Consider the following 17,178-nt stretch of genomic DNA (forward strand, 5'->3'; position numbering starts at 1 on the left):
TGATGGGCGACCGCGGCCTGAAGGATGGGGGTAATCGGTCGAGAAATGAATTCGAGCCAGGAATGGGCCTTTGTCGAAGAGTGCGATCAGACCAAGGTCCGACGTCTACTCGCGAAGGAAATGCTAAAGTACGGTTACACGCAAGGCGCGCTGCCGCCACGTTTAGATCGGGGAGGCTCATGTCCCACGGCATCATCACCGAAATTCGCGATGCGCGGAAAGAACTGTTGAGCCTTTCGATCAGGGATCGCGAGCGTCTTGTTCGCCGGATTGTCGATGAACTGCACGCGGTTCGAAGTAGCGACTTTTCCGACAGCCCGTTTGCCAACAGCACGGGCCTCGACCACCTTGTTGCACGCACTTACGACACGATCCCCGAGATAGCGCGGATGGATGACAGGAATTTTGGAATGGTCCTCGACCAGTTCGCTGAGTTGCTCGAGACGATTACGAACATCGTTCGCCTGCCGCCGACCGTGCTGCACTAAGGCCCAGGCTTTGAAGAGCGAGCTTCGAAAGGTCAGATCACTGGAGTCGCTCCGGCGCCGGCTCTATCCTGATGTTGCCGCTGAGGGCAGTTCGCCCTTTCGCCATTGATGCCGAAGCCGAACTGGCGGATGCGGACTCAATCCAGGCGGCGCGACCCCGTTTTAGGACTCTGGCCGACCTCGCGTATAAGTTCTCGATGGCCCTGCGAGCAGCAGAAGCTGAGGCGTCCAAGCCCCAGAGCGTCACGGAGAGCGTGCCACTTGATGAAGTAGAGCCTGTTGCACAAAGACACGGCTCGGCGCCTTCTCCGCCGGATCATCGAGCACCATCAGTGCAAGAACGATACCTGCGATGGCCGCTGCGATCATCGCGAGTGGAAATCCCATATCACTAGCCTTTATTTCGTCTCACAAGATGGTCTTCTCTTGCCCCCGGCGGACTTGCCGCCGGGGTAGTCGGGGCCATTTAGACAATGATGTAGACGATCTTGAACGTCGAGGGTTCGACGATGATGATCCTGCCATCTGCCAGGATGAAGAAGCGATAGCCTTCATATTGCGGGACGATCTTGACGATCCGCGGCGGCAGCGGCTCAAGTCGGATCGTCTTTGGTATGGCTGTGCCAACCTCAACCGTGAAGTCGACTTCGCGAACCGGCTCGACATTGACTTCCTTCACGACCTGCTGGATTTCAGTCTTCTGTTCGACAGAGATGTTGACATCGGTCTCAGTCTTGGTGGAAGTGGATTGATCGGACGTTCCCGTCGATGGGCTTCCACCCGTCGTGCCAGTGTCGCCCGATCCTGTGGCGTCAGACGGCTTATCGGATGCGGCTTTTCCATCAGGCGAAGTTGTTTCTCCGGAGCTCTTCGTCGAGCTCTTTCCGCGCTCGCTGTCGGATGCAGGCGCCTGCTGCGAAGTGGATCCGTCGGCAGGTTTCGTTGTGTCTTGCTGTTGAGTGGTAGGCTGATCAGTACCTTGCGAAGATGAGCCGGATGTTCCCGTTCCTCCGCTATCGGGTTTGACGGTTGTGGCGTCGCCCGTTCCTCCGGACGGGGCTTCTTGACCCGAGCCGTTGCTTGGCGCTTCTGCGCCTGACGGCTGCTGCGATGTGCCGGATTGCGGCTGCTCGGCTTGCGTCGTGCCCTTCTTGGGCAATATCGGAGTTGCATCCTGCGCGGCTGCGGAAAGCAGACCAACTGGCGACGCGCCGAGCGCGAGCGAGGCGATCAGGACAGGTAGGTTCTTTTGGTTCATAGCTTTGACTCCCTGGCCGAGGACGTGCTGCGCCAGAGGGCGTCGCCCACGACGTCCTTGTGGTGTCGATTTGGTTTGAGTTTGCAGGTTGGGACCCGGCATGCCGGGTCCCAACCTTGTCTTAGTTGACGATCTGGATGACCTTGCGCGAGGAAGGCTCCACGATCACACGCTGTTCGTTGACCACAGCGTAGGCGTATGTCGGGTCATCGGGCACTGGAGTGACTACGACGGCCTCAGGCAGAGGCTGTCCGACGACAACCTTCTCCTTTATGACGACGGTGCCCGACGGAGGCGGCGCTTCGCGTACATAGGTCACGACCTTCGGCGGCGGCGGATCGAGTAGGGTCCCAACGACGGCACCTGCTGCGCCCCCTATTGCGGCACCGGCCGGGCCGCCGACGATTGCGCCTGTGGCTGCACCGCCAACCGCGCCGTTAACCGTCGAGGATCCTGCAAAGGCAGCACCCGACATGAGGGCGATCGCAGTGGAAGAGACGAGAATCTTGCTGAACATTTTCTTCTCCATTTTCGTGGCTGTCTTGGCAGCCTCACAGGTGAACAAACGACAGCACAACGCAGCAGTTCCCTCGGTCAGACCATTGGCCTGAAGCACTCAAGACTTTGGTCTGATTGAGGTCATTTTTGGTAGCTGGTTGGTCTCCATCACCTGCGATCAAGCTCAGCGGACAAGGGTGTAGCGGGGGTGTCCAGCTACCATTCGCCACGGTCAACACCCTGAGACTCAACAATAAAACCCGCTGAAGCGGGAGCAAAGGATTTTACGAAACATATTGCGACAAGGGCTCGTCTAATGAGAGGGCGAAGGCGAGCCCAGCTGAGTGCCAAGGGATCATGCGCAGCACTGCAGATCACGCAGATTCAGCGACTGTGGGACGATGAAAAGCGATCGCCATAAACATCCAGGGAAGAGACAAGAAAAAGCCCCTGCTCGTGACCGCCTGCTCCAGACCACCGTCTACAGGTCGATCAGCGCGATACCGAGGTCTTCGCGCTTTCTGCGGCGGAAGCCGACGGCGCTTTCGCGGATGATGATCTCGAGGGTAGGATGAACGGTGCCCTTGATAAAATGGCCGCCCCGGGTGGCTCCGTCTGACAGGCCGAGGACCACATGCATGTGGAGGCTGGCCTTGCCGTCGTCACCGATAGCAATGTCTCCAATGGCACTTAGGACCTCGGTCTGTTCCTCAACCGGGATCTCCTTGTAGTCCTTCGTCGCGAACTCGAAGAAGCCGAGCGTGGCGCTACGGAAGGCCCCGATGGCGGTTAGCGACGCGCCGCCGACCTTTTGCTCCTCGGCGAAGCGCGTGATTGCTTCGAACGCCTCTTCGCCGTCGTCCAGGACCAGCACGAAGTTGCGCTCGCGCCACGGATCACTTTCGGCAAGTTCCTTGCTCTTCATTTGGGTTCTCCCTGGAAGAATGAGGGTTCCGTCTATGTCGGTCGTCACGAACACGCTCCTCAACGAGCTGCATAGTGATCAACGCCTCAAGGATGTCGAGGTCTCGGCAGTGGCTGAAGCGTTCTACCCGCTGCACATGGGGTCGCGATACCCGTAGCCGTCGACACCTAATGCCGATATTCCAGCGTTCCATATGAACGCCAGTGACCAGCTCATAAAATGAAGGAGGGACGGCATCCAAAGGTTGCCCCTCTCGTCTGCGACGGCACCGACCTGCGCCGATCAGCGCCGATCATCTCGTCTGCGCTTATCGGCTGCGTGGGAAGCTTTGCTCCTGACGCAGGCCGTCCAAGTCCTGGCTCTGACGAAGTTCGCGGTCGGCAGGATCCTGTCCCTCGGCGACCGTTCGCTGATGACCGGTCGGAAGGATGTCGTCGCGCAGATGTTGGTCCACGGGAACTTCCTCATCGAGCTCATAGGCACGCACGCGCGAAGGTGTAGACCCGCCGCTTCTCATGTAGTGACCTGGGCCTGTAGCAGACCCCGCGGCGTCGGCTTCGAACACATCGTCGCGAGAGGCGGAGACCTGCTGGTCGCGGTCGGTTTCTCCGAGACGGTTCCGATCATATCTCGCCTCGAGATATGTCTCGTTCGGCTTCAGGACGTTCCAGCCTTCGCTGCGCCAAAGATCGGCGCGCTCGTCCATGTCGATTGCTCCTTCATCGTCGAGTATGTTGTGGGCCGCGTCGTAGGTGGCCTCGTCCACCGAAGCAGACACCAGGAAGCCACCGCGTCGAAGTCCTTCAGCATAGACGGCACGGTCCTCGTCCGGAAGGAGCCAGTCGTCGAGGTGAGGCCAGAAACCGCCGCGATCGTCGCTTTCGACTCTAGCCTTTTCGGCGTCGGCTTCGTATCCCGGCATCAACCGGACGTTGGTGACGCCCGCCTCTTTGAGGCGCTCGACGGCATCCTCCGCTTCGCTTCGGGAGTCAAAAAACGCAGTCAGGATGCTCTTTGCCAATTCGCCCGAGACCGCGGGGGCACTGTCGTTGTAAAGATTGCTCATGTGATCCTCCGATTGCTGCACTTCCCTGCGAACGGTCCGAGCCCGACAATGTTCCGGTCGGCGCAGTCCATCGTGCGCTACATGCCTGCCTCCTTCACTTTCCGAAGCCTGAAGAAATACCGGCACGGATCGTCGTGCACGCACATCATCCCGACCAGTTCGTCATGACTTACAAGCCGGAAGTGGTCCACGATGGGCTGCTTGTCGTAGATCATTGCCGCGCTCTCGACTTGTTCGAGTGTCTGGAGCGTTATCGAAGCTGTCGTACCTTTTGCGCGCAGCGCCTGCAGAAGGTGCAAAAACAGCTTCCGAGCAACCGCCGTTCGTCCCAACGGTGCCGCCTTGATCGCGAGCCCGATGGGGATATAGCAGGGATCAATCGCCACAAGCCGTCCGGGCCACCGTTGGAAGAGCAAAGCGTCCGCCCGCATGTCGGCATGGAAGCGCTTTCCGAACCAGTGCAAGTTCTCGAGGACGCCGTCCAGCGGATGACCCGACGGAAGGCCGACGCCTTTCCAAAGCCCGATCATGTCCTTTGGTTGGACAGGCGCTAGTGACCGCAACCAGGAGGCCATCTTCTGCTGCTGGTCGCCTCGCACGGAATCTCGTTCTCGGATGTTCATCTCGATCAAATGAGAAGAAGGTCCGGAAGTTCCACGTTCATGCGGCCTTCGCGCACTTCATGGTGGAGCTCCCGCGCAACGGCGCATCCAGAGGGAGAGCGCGGTCGCGCCTGATCGCGCAGCAGCTCTTCGACCTGTCTGATATTTTGGGTTGTCCGACCGCGACACTGACTTCAATCTGCCCCAGCCACCGGGACCATTGTAGGTCGGGTAAACACCTGCTGCCCCGGGCGAGAATGCTACGAATAGGCGACATTCGAACGCCTCGCGACGGTTTCGCCAAAAGGAAAACGTATGTCGTGGATCACAACGGGCGCGTCCTTCGGCATCATCGAAGGAACGGACGCCATGCAGTGGTTCTGATGCAATAGGAATGCCGATAATTCGCCGAGATCATCACCTTGATGCTGCTGATCTTCTGGCCGAGGACGTACTTTCGAACGCCCGTTTCACCAAGGCGGGCGGTTGCCTTTTCAGTGCTTCGTTCTGTGCATGCCGTCAGTTGCCGACCCACTTTCATCGACGCACTTCCAAGAACCGTCTTTATTCTTCCTCCATTTACTCCCTTCCTCCAGAGCGGCCATGAGTTTCACTACCAGTTCTGGATCATCACCTTCTGGCACCATCCCAACTCTCATTTCAAATTTCGGTTTCTCCGTAATATCAACCCAGAACTTGTGCCCCTCGAACTCAAGGACAGTTTGGCCAGCTGGCAGTTTTGTTATCAGAGACACGAGTGTTTCCTCCCTTTCATTTAAGGCATCACTAATACTGCCATAAAAACGCCAATTGGAGGAGTCTGACCTTCATTCGTACAATGAGACCCGAACCGTCGGAATGGGGGAACTTGGCCGCGCTTCTTGCACCGACCTGATCCGACCAAATATTCCGATCTCAATCACTTATCTGAGAAGGTTTAGGACTGTAGTCGAGGCACTTGCGCGTGACGCTATTCCACCGCACATCCACCGGCATCGGGGCACTTCTTTGATCTGGGATGGACGTGTTACCAGCATACCGGCTCGATGGCACGTGCAACCAATGTTGATTATGTCAACAAGGCATGCAGTGCGATGGCGGCAACAAAAGTGATAACGACGAGCCAGGCAATCTGCATGGCTTGGCGATTGGCTTTTTCGAACACGCGGAATCTCGCCCCTCGCTTCGGGCGAGGGCGATGTAGCCGAACGGGAGCGACGCTGGGGCGGACGCTCTTCTTCTTTCCTGACGTCTCGGCCTCCCTTGAAACAAATTGCGACCAACCTGCTTCTAATGCCGCAGAGGACGCGTAGGTTCCCGGAAGACGACGATCTCGGCGGTCGATCTTGCAGGATCGTCCGGCTCGATGAAGCCGAACATTTGTTGAACCGTTAGCTGCCACAAAACTCCCCCGCTTAATTGGAGCAGCATGGAAGACGCCTGTTGGATCAATTACGGGCCGATGGCGCACGGGATCCGCCGACGACAGGCATTCAGTCAGTATCTGCGAGATGGAAACCGGAATTACGCCATGCGCCGCAGTGATGTGCCCATCTGGCGCTTAATGCCAGACGGGCATCTCGACTAACGCGTCGCAAGCAACTCCCGAAGTTGATGGGGTTTATCGACGCCGAACTCAAACCACATCACCAGCTCCCTTGCAGCCTCTTGGGCCTCCAGGTTCAAAATGTCGTAGTGGCGACTGTCGCACCATTCCTTGAGCAAACCGTCCAGCATGTCTAGATCGTTCGAAGACAGCACGCGTTTCTTCAAGGCCACTTTGTGTGACATTCTATTTCCTCCCAAAAATAGTACTTTTACCTGCTGTTGACCCCAGCGCGTATGACTTTAGTCTAATGTTTCTTTCTCGAAAATACACTTCGGCATACTTTAACGTTTTGACGCTGTAACTGTCTGTTTGGGCGCAGGAATTTTTTACCGAGTGGCATGACAGTCAAGGTAATCTCATTGATGCGGCATAGCCTGTCCGCGACGGCGCACTCCGGCTTTACATTCCTTTACATTTGCAAAGAACACTCGAAACGTTGCCCTGTTAGCGTTCCTTCATTGCAGCAGGTGCTGCGGAGTGAAAGGAGACTAACGATGGAAAACGAGGACAAGAATTTGGCGAGCCCGACTTTCCGCGAACCAGCCTCGAAAGGATGGGGGCGGCGCGCCGCGATTGGTGGCGTGGTAGCCGTCGCTGTAGTCGGCGCGGCCGGTTTTGCAGCCGCGCGGAGCGATGTTTTCAGCTTCGGCATGGGCGGCCACATGATGCACGCACATATGGGAGGTGGCGGCTTTATGGAACACCGAATCGGCTCCGTGCTTGACGAGATCGATGTGACATCCGAGCAGGAAGACAAGATTTGGGAGATCATCGACAAGGCGCGCGATGAGATCGGGCCGACTTTCCGGGACTTCCGCGAGACGCGTGAGCAGGTTATCGAACTCCTGGGTGCTCCTTCTATAGACCGGGCCGCCGCCGAGAAGCTACGCAGTGAGCGCGTCGCGGCCATCGACGCGGCCTCGCGCAAGATGACGACTGCTCTGCTCGACGCTGCCGCAGTTTTGACGCCGGAGCAGCGCGTTAAGCTCGTCGAGCATTTGAAAGTGCGCAGGGGTCGCGGCCGGTGGTAATGCTAAGTGGGCCGGGCGACTGAACGGAGGGAAGTCATGGCGCAACGGGTCTTGATTGTTGACGACGATACGCGCCTCTCCGCCATGCTCGCTGACTATCTCTCCGGCAATGGTTACACCGTCCACGCCGCGGCGACGGCCGCGGCGGGCCTTGCCGACCTTGGCCGCCGTATGCCGGATGTCGTGATCCTCGATGTCATGCTGCCGGACCTTGACGGCTTCGAGACCTGCCGGCGCATGCGCGCGGTATCGGACGTGCCGATCCTGATGCTCACGGCCAAAGGTGAAGAGACAGACCGTATCGTCGGGCTGGAGCTTGGGGCCGACGACTATTTGCCCAAGCCTTTCAATCCGCGCGAATTGCTGGCGCGTTTGAAGGCGATCCTGCGCCGCCGCAACGGCAGCGCAGCGGTTTCGCGCGTCCTGCGCTTCGGACGGTTGGAGATCGATCCGGGATCCCGCTCGGTCAGGATCGACGGAGATGAATGTGTCCTGACCAGCTACCAGTTCGACCTGCTTGTGGCGCTTGCCGAAAATGCCGGCCGCACGCTGTCGCGCGAACGGCTGATGGACACGGTCAAGGGCGAGGAGTTGGATGCGTTCGACCGCTCGATCGACGTCCATATATCGCGCATCAGGGCGGCCATCGAAAGCGATCCCAAGCATCCGAGGCGCATCATCACCGTGCGCGGCGCCGGCTATGTCTTCGCCCGTTTCCAGGACGAAGAGAGATAGCGATGCGCAGCCGGCTGTTCCTAAAAATCTACCTGACGCTGCTGGCGAGCCTTGCAGCGGTCGCGCTCGCCAGTGCGGCCTTCGTGTGGCTGGGGCAGGGAGAGGAGGAGTCCAGCTGGCAGAGCCAACGCGCGCGGTTCGTCGCCGCACTGATTCCGCCCGACATGGACCTGCAGTCGATCGAGTCGACGCTGGCGCGGTTTTCAGGCGCATTCGACGCCGACATTGCAGTTTACGATCCGCGCGGTAGGCTGATCGCGAGCGCCGGCCAGCCGCTCCCGCGCGACGTTCTCAAGGGGCGCTGGCGCCACGGCAGAGGCAGCCTTCACACCATGGTGACGGAATTGCCCGACGGTCGCACGGTGGCAGCGCGCATGGCGCGGCCCTTCCGTCCGTCCGGACGCAATCCGCTAACCTATCTGGCGTTGATCGCCGGCGTCATTGGGCTTGCCGCCTATCCGGTGGTGCGCCACCTGACCAGCCGATTGGAGCGGTTACGCAAAGGCGTGGATGCCTGGGGGAGGGGCGACTTCGTGGCGCGTGTACCAGCGGACGGCAGCGATGAGGTCGCGGCGGTCGCGAAGAGCTTCAACAAGGCCGCCGATCATGTCGAGCGATTGATCAAGTCAAACCGTGCTCTGCTCGCCAATGCCAGCCACGAATTGCGCTCGCCGCTTGCGCGCCTTCGCATGGCGATCGATCTCTATGAGCAGGCGCCGGACGAGAACCGCAAGGAGGAGATCGTGCGCAATCTCGCCGAACTGGACACGCTCGTCGAGGAGATTCTGCTGGCAAGCAGGCTCGACCATGTCGAAAAGCTCGATGCGCCCGAACCGATCGACCTCTTGGCTCTTGTCTCGGAAGAAGGGGCGCGCCACGGCGTCGAGGTTTTTGGCACGCCCACGACCGTCATAGGCGATGCGCGCCTGCTCGGCAGGCTCGTGCGCAATCTCATGCAGAACGCGTTGCGCCACGGCGTCCCTCCCGTCACGGCGAGTGTTGCGCAGGTAGACAGTGCGGTGGAACTCAAAATCCGTGACCAGGGCCCGGGCGTACCGGATAGCGAGAGCGTCCGCGTTTTCGAGCCGTTTTACCGGCCCTCGGGGCGAAGCGAAGCCACGGGCGGCTGGGGCTTGGGATTGGCGCTGGTGCGCCAGATCGCCGAGCGCCATGGTGGCGCAGTCCGTTACGAATCCCCGTCGGGTGGCGGCGCCTGCTTCGTCGTGACACTTCCAGCGCATCGGGCCGCCCGAAAGATCAACTGATGTGTCCGCAATGCCGCGCGGCGCCACGGCAGCGGACTTGATACCGGCGATTGTGAACGATCTGGGACCGAGATTTTCGGTTCGCAGCGACTGCGCGTCTGCAACGCAACAGGGGCAGCTCACTCGATACGACCTGCAACCTTGCTCACGTCTCAAGCATGCTTCGCGACGATCTTTATCTCACTTCTGGCTCTCATGGTGCGTCATGACGATCCTGGAGCGCCGGCATAACGTGGCTCACACACCGTCCTTGACGCGCTCCCAGGCGTTTTTCAGATGCCGCCCAAGCGCCTCCGACAACGCCGGCTTATTGCGCTGTTCCAGGGCGACGATCATCTCTTCGTGCTCGGCAACTGCGGCAGCCCATTTCTCAGGGCCCTCATGACCGACGAAACGGATGCGCTTCAGCCTCGTTTGCAACGTCGTATGCATGTTTGAGAGTGTTGCGTTGTGCGCCATCTGGACGATCGCAGTATGGATCGCCTGGTTAAGCTTGTAGTAGTTCAGCCGGTCGCCCGACCTGTATTTGTCCAGCATTTCATCGTGAAGGGCGCGAACATGGGCGATTTCCTCGGCGGAGCCGACCTCGCATGCGAGCCGTCCGGCCAGCTCCTCCATTGACTGCAACACCGTCAGCATGTCCTCGACGTCCTTCGGACTGAAGCGCTTCACGACTGCTCCGCGACTGGGGACGAGCTCGACGAGCCCTTCGCTCGCCAGATACTTGATTGCCTCACGCAACGGGGTCCTTGAAACGCCAAGCTGCTCACCGAGCTGGCCTTCATGGATACGGCTTCCCGGCGCGAGATTACCCTCGATGATCATGTCGCGCAGGTGGTTCACAAGCGTGTCGTGCAAGGCTGTCCGTTGCAGCGGCGCAACGCTGCTGACATCACCCGCACCCACGTTGACTGAGTTCATCCGGACCACGCTGATTCTCCATATGAGGGTGCTCGCTGAAGCCACCTAATGAAACTCCGCAGCGATCAAGTCAATGAAATATTCTGCATACAGCATGCAGTGCTCTTGATATTGAATGCCAAACCGGTGTATCTGCTTCTCGAGGAGAACATGTGGAGAGGTTCATGATCAAAGACGGCGCAACCGAAACGCGTCCAGTAATCGCCCTTGCGATGGGTGATCCGGCCGGCATCAGTCCCGAACTTACCGCGCGCATCATCGCCCTTCCGGAAATCCGCGAGGCGGCGCATCTTGTCGTGATCGGCGACCGTCGTATTCTCGAGGGCGGAGCCAAGGAAGCCGGCCTCGACTTGAACCTTGCCAGCGCGCCGCTCGACAGTTTCGAGCTGGCGGGTAAGGATCGCCATGTCTTCATCGACCTTGCTCATCTCAATCCCGCCGACGTGGTACGCGGCGAGGCGACACTTGCAGGCGGCACTTTCGCCACGACGAACTTCCGCACTGCGCTGAAGCTTGCTGACGGCGGCCGGGCGCACGCCGTGTGCTTTACCCCCTTCAACAAGAAGGCGATGCGTTACGCTTATTCGGGCTACGACGACGAAATCCGTTTTGTCGCCGACGTCATCGGTTTCACTGGCAAGGCGCGCGAGTTCAATGTTCTCGAACGCGTCTGGAACGCACGTGTGACTTCGCACATACCACTGGCGGAGGTTGCGTCGGCTCTGTCGGTGGAGGGGATTGTCGCCGAGCTGGCTCTGACGCAGGCATGCCTGAAGAGCGCCGGTCACGAAAATCCGAGGATCATCGTCGCGGGCCTCAATCCGCATGCTGGTGATGGCGGCAACTTCGGGACGGAAGAGATTGATATCATCGAGCCGGCCGTGGCAGCCGCGCAAAAGGCCGGTCTCGACGTCGCAGGGCCGTTCCCTGCCGATACCGTCTTTCTGCGCGCACTCAAGGAAGAGTTTCACGCCGTCCTGACCATGTATCACGATCAGGGTCAGATCGCGATGAAACTGATCGGTTTCGACAAGGGCGTGACCATGATAGGTGGCCTGCCGTTCCCGCTGTGCACGCCGGCCCATGGCACGGCCTATGACATCGCTGGAAAGGGCATCGCCGATGTCGGCGCTAGCCGCGAGGCGTTGCTTCTGGCGGCGCGCATGGCCAGGAGGGCTGCAGCACTGTCTGCTGCAGCCTGACTTTCAGAAATCTGCAGCATCGCCCCGGCATGGAGGAGGGTTCGTGCCGGATGAGTTCAAAGGAGGAGTAACGATGAAGAAGCCTTTTCCCATTGCATGCACTATCCTGGCGGCGCTAAGCGCGGCTACCCAGGCATTCGCATTCGAGCCGAACCGCCCGGTCGAGTTCGTCGTCGCCTCGGGCGCCGGCGGCGGGACCGACAACTTCGCACGAACCGTCCAGTCCATCATTACGAAGTACAAGTTGATGGATCAGTCGATGGTCGTCCTGAACAAGGGTGGCGGCAGCGGCGCGGAAGCGTTTCTCTATGCAAGGCAGAACAAGGGCGACGCGAACAAGCTCTATTTCGGAACGAACAACGCCTATCTGCTGCCCCATGTGGCGAAGATGGCTTACTCGACCGAGGATCTGACGCCCGTTGCAGCTCTTGCGTTTGACGAATTCCTGATCTGGGTAAAGTCCGATTCCCCATATGGGAAGCCTACGGACCTTGTTGATGCCGCCAAGGCAAAGCCGGGAACGGTTGCCTTTGCCGGCAGCCAGTCCAAGGATACGGACGAGACGCTTGTCGCCCTGATTGAACAGCAGACTGGCGCGAGCTTCAAGTACGTGCCGTTCAACGGCGGCGGCGAAGTCGGCGTGCAGCTGGCGGGTGGTCACGTGGCTGCAAACGTCAACAACCCGAACGAGAATGTCGGCCAGTGGCAAGCTGGCGCTGTGAAACCTCTCTGTGTCTTCTCGTCCACGCAAATGGCAAAAAGCGAGCCGATCCATGACGGCAAGGGCTGGCAGGATATTCCGACCTGCATCGAGGCCGGGATTCCGATCGAATCCTACAAGATGCCGCGCACTGTCTGGACTGCAGCCGATGTTCCGGAGGATGCACTCGCCTACTACACCGGGGTTCTTCGCAAGGTGAGCGAAACCTCCGAATGGAAAGAGTATGTGCGCAGGACGTCGCAGACCGGTGATTTCCTGACCGGCAAGGCGCTCGGCGAATTCATCGCGACCAGCGAGACGAATGCCGTCAAGGTCTTCAAGACCGAAGGCTGGCTCGTCCAGTGAGATGATCGGTCCGGCGGGCGCCGCCGGACCGGTTCTTTCTCATAGGGAGGATAGCAAATGCACATTAAACGCATCCACATGGAGCTGGTCGCCGCGACACTGACCGCAGGGATCGGACTTCTTGCTGCGACGGGCTCGCTCGATCTTGGAGTAGGTTGGGAAAGCTCCGGCCCGCAACCTGGTTATTTTCCCTTTTATGTCGGGCTGATTGTGCTCCTGGCGAGCGTCGCCTCCGCCGCGCAGACGCTATTTGCGCTCCGACGGCACGGAGAAAAGCGCCGTGAGATCTTCCTGGAGGCCGAACAGGTCAGACGTCTGGCCTCCTTTTTCTTGCCGATGGCGGTTTTCGTAGTCGTTGCCATCCAGCTTGGCCTTTACGTCGGCAGCGCGCTCTATCTCTTCTACGTCTCGTGGAGACAGGGCAAATATCATCCCCTTGCAGCCGTTTCCCTTGGTCTCGGATTTGCCATGGCACTTTATCTGATTTTCGAGATCGTCTTCCAGATCCCGCTGCACAAGGGTCCGCTCGAAAACATGTTCGGCGTCTACTGAACGACAGGGAGGCTTCGATGGGAAATTTTGGGCTGCTGCTGGACGGATTCCAGATCGCTTTGACGCCCTACCACATCATGCTCATGGTGGTGGGCGTGATGCTTGGCTTGATCGTCGGCGTACTGCCGGGCCTTGGCGCGCCGAATGGCGTGTCGTTGCTCATTCCGCTGACGTTCTCGATGGATCCGGTGTCGGCCATCATCCTGCTCGCGTCGATGTACTGGGGTGCCCTGTTCGGGGGATCGACTACCTCCATCCTCTTCAACATTCCCGGTGAGCCGAGTTCGGTCGCCACGACGTTCGATGGCTATCCGATGGCCCGCGCAGGCCAGCCCACACGCGCGCTGACACTTGCCTTCATGTCGGCGGGCATCGGTGCGCTTGCCGGGGTCATTGTCATTACGCTTCTATCTTCGTGGGCAGCAAGCTTCGCCTTGCGTTTCGGCGCACCGGAATATTTTGCCGTCTATTTCCTTGCCTTCTGCGCTTTCGTCGGGATGGGCAGCGCTGCTCCGTTGAAAACGGTGGTTTCGTTGGGACTTGGGCTTCTCTTCTCGAGTGTTGGCATGGATACTGTCACCGGATCGCTCCGTCTGACATTCGGGCTCGACGTGCTCATTGGCGGCATCAGCTTCCTTGTGGTCGTCATCGGACTTTTCGGAATTGGAGAAATTCTCGCGACGGTCCAGGACGGCCACAAATTTCGCGGCCTCTCGTCAAGGATCGATCTGCGCGACGTGCTCCGCACGATCGCTGAACTGCCCAGATACCTCACCACAGTCATCCGCTCCTGCGCGGTCGGGATCTGGATGGGCATCACTCCGGGTGGGCCAACGGCGGCGTCATTCATGAGCTATGGCATCGCACGGCAATGCTCCAAGCCGGGCCAGGCATTTGGCAGCGGGCGTGCGGAAGGTATCGTCGCGCCAGAAACGGCCGATCATTCGGCGGGAACGTGCGCAATGCTGCCGATGCTGGCGCTCGGCTTGCCGAGTTCGGCGACAGCTGCCGTAATGATGGGAGGACTGATGATCTGGGGCCTCACGCCCGGACCGATGCTCTTCACAACCAAGCCCGATTTCGTCTGGGGCTTGATCGCCAGCATGTATGTGTCGAACATCGTCGGCGTAATTTTAGTCCTTGCCACGGTGCCGATGTTCGCAGCGCTTCTGCGCATTCCGTTTTCGATCATCGGGCCAGTCATCGTCGCGATCTGCTTCGTCGGCGCTTATACTGTCTCCAGCGAGACGTTCGACCTCTGGCTGGTGCTCGTCTTCGGCGTTCTAGGCTTCGTCTTCAACAAGCTTGAATTCCCGATTGCGCCGCTGGTGCTTGCCATGGTGCTTGGCCATAAGGCTGAAAATGCCTTCCATCAATCAATGATCATCTCGGACGGCTCCCTTGGCGTCTTCTTCTCTAATCCGCTTGTCGGCACCATCACCACGCTGGCGCTGGCGCTCGTCGTCGTCCCCCAGGCCGTCAAACTGCTCTCCCGGCTGCGGCGGCGGGGTGCGGCAGGCTCGGCCCACTAGGGCCGGCCGCCGCTTTTTCTTACGAGGTTGGAGTTATCATGAACTACCATAGCTACTTCCCCAAAGGCGCCGCCCCCGTTGAATGCTGCATCGTCGGCACCGGTGCTTTCGGGCGCAGCTTCCTTGCTCAGAGCCGCAGAACGCCGCTCGTCAGCACGCGTGTCGCGGTCGATCTTTCCGCGAAAACTGCAGTGGCCGCACTGCGTTCGATCGGGGTGCCTGCTGATGAAATCGCCCTTTGCCGGACAAAAGAGGAGGCCGTGGCTGCCTGGGCCGAGCATCGGTTCATCGCAACGGACAACCTCGAGACAGTGCTCGCTCTACCGTTTACCGTGGTTGTAGAGGCGACTGGCCATCCCGAAGCCGGCGCGCGGCACGCGCGCCTCGCCATCGATGCCAGCAAGCATGTTGCGCTCGTGTCAAAGGAGGTCGACAGCGTGGTAGGCCCTGGTCTCGCTGCGCGGGCACGCCGCAACAATGTGCTGGTAACCCCTGTCGATGGCGACCAGCCAAGCCTTCTCATGGGGCTCATCAGCTGGGCCCAGGTTCTCGGTCTAAATATCATCGCTGCCGGCAAATCCAGCGAATACGACTTCGTCTTTGATCCGGCCGAGAACACGCTGACCTCCAACGGCACGTCGCTCTACGCTCCTGAATTTGCCGCATGGCTCGAGCTGGGTAGCCTGGCGGCCCCGGATGTCGCTGCGGGCAGGGCGCAGGCGGCAGCGGCGTTGCCCCAGAGGACGGTGCCCGATCTTTGCGAACTGACCCTTGTTGCCAATGCGACCGGCTTCACGGTGGATCGGTTGGATCTGCACGCCCCCATCGCCCGGATCGGCGAAGTGGCAGACTTCTTCTCTCCGGTGCAGGAGGGTGGGCTGCTCACTCGCAAATCAACTCTAGACGTGTTTCATTGCCTCCGGCTCCCTGGCGACGTCAGCTTCGCCGGTGGCGTCTTCGTTACAGTCGAATGCAACGAGGCTGAGACATGGGCCATGCTTGCTGAAAAGGGCCACGTGGTCAGCCGGTCGGGCCGTACCGCAATGCTTTACCTGCCGCGCCACCTTCTGGGTGTCGAGGCGGCAAGCAGCATCCTGGAAGTCGGCCTCAAGGGGGTGTCGAGCGGGGCCGAAGCGCCGAAGCCGGTCGTTGACCTCATCGCCCATGCCGATGCCGACCTACCGGCGGGAACGCTGCTTGCGGCAAGCGGTCATCATCATTCGATCACCAATGTTTCGGGCAGGATGGTGCCGGCGCAGGCAATGTCGGTCGAAAGTCCGGTGCCTTTTTATCTCGCCGCCAACCGCAGGCTGGTTCGGCCGGTATCGGCGGGAAATCCGATCCTATGTGGTGACGTCGAAATCGATGGAAGTTCCGAGCTGTTGAGGCTGCGACAGGAGCAGGACCGCATATTTTCGACTGACGAGGCCGCGGTCGCAGTCGGTTAAAAGCCTACTTATCTTCCAGTCCATAGTCGTCTTCGATCAGGGATGACATTGGCGCCCGGTTCAGCCCAGCAGATGATGCTTGGCTACGGTCGTGACTTCTCGCGTCAAGTCAACCAGCCGTTCCGCCGCTAGACGGTTCATTTGCCAGTACAGAGGAACGTCCAGCGGCGTTTCCGGGATCAGCTCCACCAGACGCCCGGAGTCCAAGTGCTCGCGCACGAGGGGGGCCGGGTTCATGCCCCATCCCATGCCGGACAGGCTGGCCTCGATGAAAGCCTGCGTCGAAGGCAGCCAATGGGTCGGAGGGCTGAGGTCTTCTCCGAGCACCTGACGTATCCAACGGCTCTGGAGCCTGTCCTTTTGATTGAAGGTCAATGCGGGCGCATTGCCGATGGCCCCTGCCGTTACGCCCTGAGAAAAATGCCGGGCAACGAAATCGGGGCTCGCCGTTGCATGATAGCGGAGCGCGCCGAGAAACATGCGCCGGCAGCCCTGAACCGGCTTTTCCAGGCTGGAGACGGCAGCGACCACCTGCCCACGCCGCAGCCATTCGGCGGTATGATCCTCGTCATCGATCGCAATATTGAAGAGATACGCAGAGCGTCTGGCGAAACTGGACATGGCCGTCAGGAACCATGTTCCAAGACTGTCGGCATTCGTCGCAATGTGCAGCGTCACCCTCGGCTCTGGTTTGGCCGGATCGACAAGGGCGGGCAGATACTTGAACAGGTCTGCTTCGAGCATTCCGACATTCTCCATGTGCCGGCAGAGCCATTCTCCCTTCTCTGTTGCAGTGCAGGGAGTGCCCCGCGCGATCAGAACGATGCCAAGACGTTCCTCAAGCTGTTTCACCCGCTGCGAGACAGCCGAGGGCGTCACGTTGAGAATGCCTGCGGCCTTTTCGAAGCTGCCTGTTTGAACGACTGCGGATACGGCGCGGAGAGCGGAATAATCGATCATGAGTTAGTTTTGCTTAATCA

General features: G+C 59.7%; 19 protein-coding genes. 9 read left to right on the top strand and 10 right to left on the bottom strand.

The genetic code is table 11. From position 1 onward, the window contains the following. Positions 1 to 179: 179 nt before the first annotated feature. Positions 180 to 488, top strand: coding sequence for a hypothetical protein (locus A3C3_RS0129460; RefSeq protein WP_022718167.1), 309 nt, complete (start codon positions 180 to 182; stop codon positions 486 to 488). A 243-nt stretch (positions 489 to 731) separates the two neighbouring features. Here A3C3_RS0129460 and A3C3_RS45570 read toward each other — a convergent pair whose 3' ends face one another. From A3C3_RS45570 to A3C3_RS0129520, 8 genes are all read right to left on the bottom strand, one after another. Continuing rightward, complete coding sequence (locus A3C3_RS45570) at positions 732 to 875, bottom strand: hypothetical protein (RefSeq protein WP_022718168.1); 144 nt, start codon at positions 873 to 875, stop codon at positions 732 to 734. Positions 876 to 954: 79 nt separating this feature from the next. Next, complete coding sequence (locus tag A3C3_RS0129470; protein WP_022718169.1) at positions 955 to 1,746, bottom strand: DUF1236 domain-containing protein; 792 nt, start codon at positions 1,744 to 1,746, stop codon at positions 955 to 957. A gap of 121 nt (positions 1,747 to 1,867) precedes the next feature. Beyond that, positions 1,868 to 2,263 carry a DUF1236 domain-containing protein gene (locus A3C3_RS0129475; RefSeq protein WP_022718170.1) on the bottom strand — a complete coding sequence of 132 codons (396 nt, stop codon included), beginning with the start codon at positions 2,261 to 2,263 and terminating at the stop codon, positions 1,868 to 1,870. 462 nt (positions 2,264 to 2,725) lie between these two features. Continuing rightward, positions 2,726 to 3,169, bottom strand: coding sequence for a PPC domain-containing DNA-binding protein (locus A3C3_RS0129480; protein WP_022718171.1), 444 nt, complete (start codon positions 3,167 to 3,169; stop codon positions 2,726 to 2,728). A 307-nt stretch (positions 3,170 to 3,476) separates the two neighbouring features. Continuing rightward, positions 3,477 to 4,235: a hypothetical protein gene (locus A3C3_RS0129490; protein WP_022718173.1), complete on the bottom strand. Its 759-nt coding sequence runs from the start codon at positions 4,233 to 4,235 to the stop codon at positions 3,477 to 3,479. A gap of 77 nt (positions 4,236 to 4,312) precedes the next feature. After that, positions 4,313 to 4,858 (bottom strand): GXWXG domain-containing protein, encoded by a 546-nt coding sequence (locus A3C3_RS0129495; protein WP_028740110.1) that lies wholly within the window; start codon positions 4,856 to 4,858, stop codon positions 4,313 to 4,315. Between the two features lie 473 nt (positions 4,859 to 5,331). Then, positions 5,332 to 5,592, bottom strand: a complete 261-nt coding sequence (locus A3C3_RS0129505) for a hypothetical protein (protein WP_022718176.1) — start codon at positions 5,590 to 5,592, stop codon at positions 5,332 to 5,334. A gap of 829 nt (positions 5,593 to 6,421) precedes the next feature. Further along, the gene (locus A3C3_RS0129520; protein WP_051154531.1) at positions 6,422 to 6,628 is read right to left on the bottom strand and encodes a hypothetical protein; all 207 of its coding nucleotides are present in this window, start codon (positions 6,626 to 6,628) and stop codon (positions 6,422 to 6,424) included. 312 nt (positions 6,629 to 6,940) lie between these two features. Between A3C3_RS0129520 and A3C3_RS0129525 the strand changes: the two genes are divergently transcribed. The 3 genes from A3C3_RS0129525 to A3C3_RS0129535 are packed head-to-tail and all read left to right on the top strand — an operon-like array spanning position 6,941 to position 9,477. Beyond that, entirely contained in the window at positions 6,941 to 7,477 is a 537-nt protein-coding gene (locus A3C3_RS0129525; protein WP_022718180.1) for a Spy/CpxP family protein refolding chaperone, read from the top strand. Between the two features lie 36 nt (positions 7,478 to 7,513). Continuing rightward, positions 7,514 to 8,212 (top strand): response regulator, encoded by a 699-nt coding sequence (locus tag A3C3_RS0129530; RefSeq protein ID WP_022718181.1) that lies wholly within the window; start codon positions 7,514 to 7,516, stop codon positions 8,210 to 8,212. A 2-nt stretch (positions 8,213 to 8,214) separates the two neighbouring features. Next, positions 8,215 to 9,477, top strand: a complete 1,263-nt coding sequence (locus A3C3_RS0129535; RefSeq protein ID WP_022718182.1) for a sensor histidine kinase — start codon at positions 8,215 to 8,217, stop codon at positions 9,475 to 9,477. A 237-nt stretch (positions 9,478 to 9,714) separates the two neighbouring features. Here A3C3_RS0129535 and A3C3_RS0129540 read toward each other — a convergent pair whose 3' ends face one another. After that, positions 9,715 to 10,398: a GntR family transcriptional regulator gene (locus A3C3_RS0129540; RefSeq protein WP_022718183.1), complete on the bottom strand. Its 684-nt coding sequence runs from the start codon at positions 10,396 to 10,398 to the stop codon at positions 9,715 to 9,717. A gap of 164 nt (positions 10,399 to 10,562) precedes the next feature. Between A3C3_RS0129540 and A3C3_RS0129550 the strand changes: the two genes are divergently transcribed. From A3C3_RS0129550 to A3C3_RS39575, 5 genes are all read left to right on the top strand, one after another. Further along, complete coding sequence (locus A3C3_RS0129550; RefSeq protein ID WP_022718185.1) at positions 10,563 to 11,600, top strand: 4-hydroxythreonine-4-phosphate dehydrogenase PdxA; 1,038 nt, start codon at positions 10,563 to 10,565, stop codon at positions 11,598 to 11,600. A 73-nt stretch (positions 11,601 to 11,673) separates the two neighbouring features. Beyond that, positions 11,674 to 12,666, top strand: coding sequence for a Bug family tripartite tricarboxylate transporter substrate binding protein (locus A3C3_RS0129555; protein ID WP_022718186.1), 993 nt, complete (start codon positions 11,674 to 11,676; stop codon positions 12,664 to 12,666). Positions 12,667 to 12,723: 57 nt separating this feature from the next. Continuing rightward, entirely contained in the window at positions 12,724 to 13,218 is a 495-nt protein-coding gene (locus A3C3_RS0129560) for a tripartite tricarboxylate transporter TctB family protein (protein WP_022718187.1), read from the top strand. Between the two features lie 17 nt (positions 13,219 to 13,235). Next, complete coding sequence (locus tag A3C3_RS0129565; protein ID WP_022718188.1) at positions 13,236 to 14,750, top strand: tripartite tricarboxylate transporter permease; 1,515 nt, start codon at positions 13,236 to 13,238, stop codon at positions 14,748 to 14,750. Between the two features lie 38 nt (positions 14,751 to 14,788). Further along, positions 14,789 to 16,198, top strand: coding sequence for an NAD(P)H-dependent oxidoreductase (locus tag A3C3_RS39575; protein ID WP_022718189.1), 1,410 nt, complete (start codon positions 14,789 to 14,791; stop codon positions 16,196 to 16,198). A gap of 60 nt (positions 16,199 to 16,258) precedes the next feature. Here the strand turns inward: A3C3_RS39575 and A3C3_RS0129575 are convergent, their stop codons facing one another. Continuing rightward, positions 16,259 to 17,158, bottom strand: a complete 900-nt coding sequence (locus A3C3_RS0129575; protein ID WP_022718190.1) for a LysR family transcriptional regulator ArgP — start codon at positions 17,156 to 17,158, stop codon at positions 16,259 to 16,261. Positions 17,159 to 17,178: the final 20 nt, after the last annotated feature.

The sequence above is a fragment of the Rhizobium mongolense USDA 1844 genome, assembly GCF_000419765.1.
Taxonomy (GTDB): Bacteria; Pseudomonadota; Alphaproteobacteria; order Rhizobiales; family Rhizobiaceae; genus Rhizobium; species Rhizobium mongolense.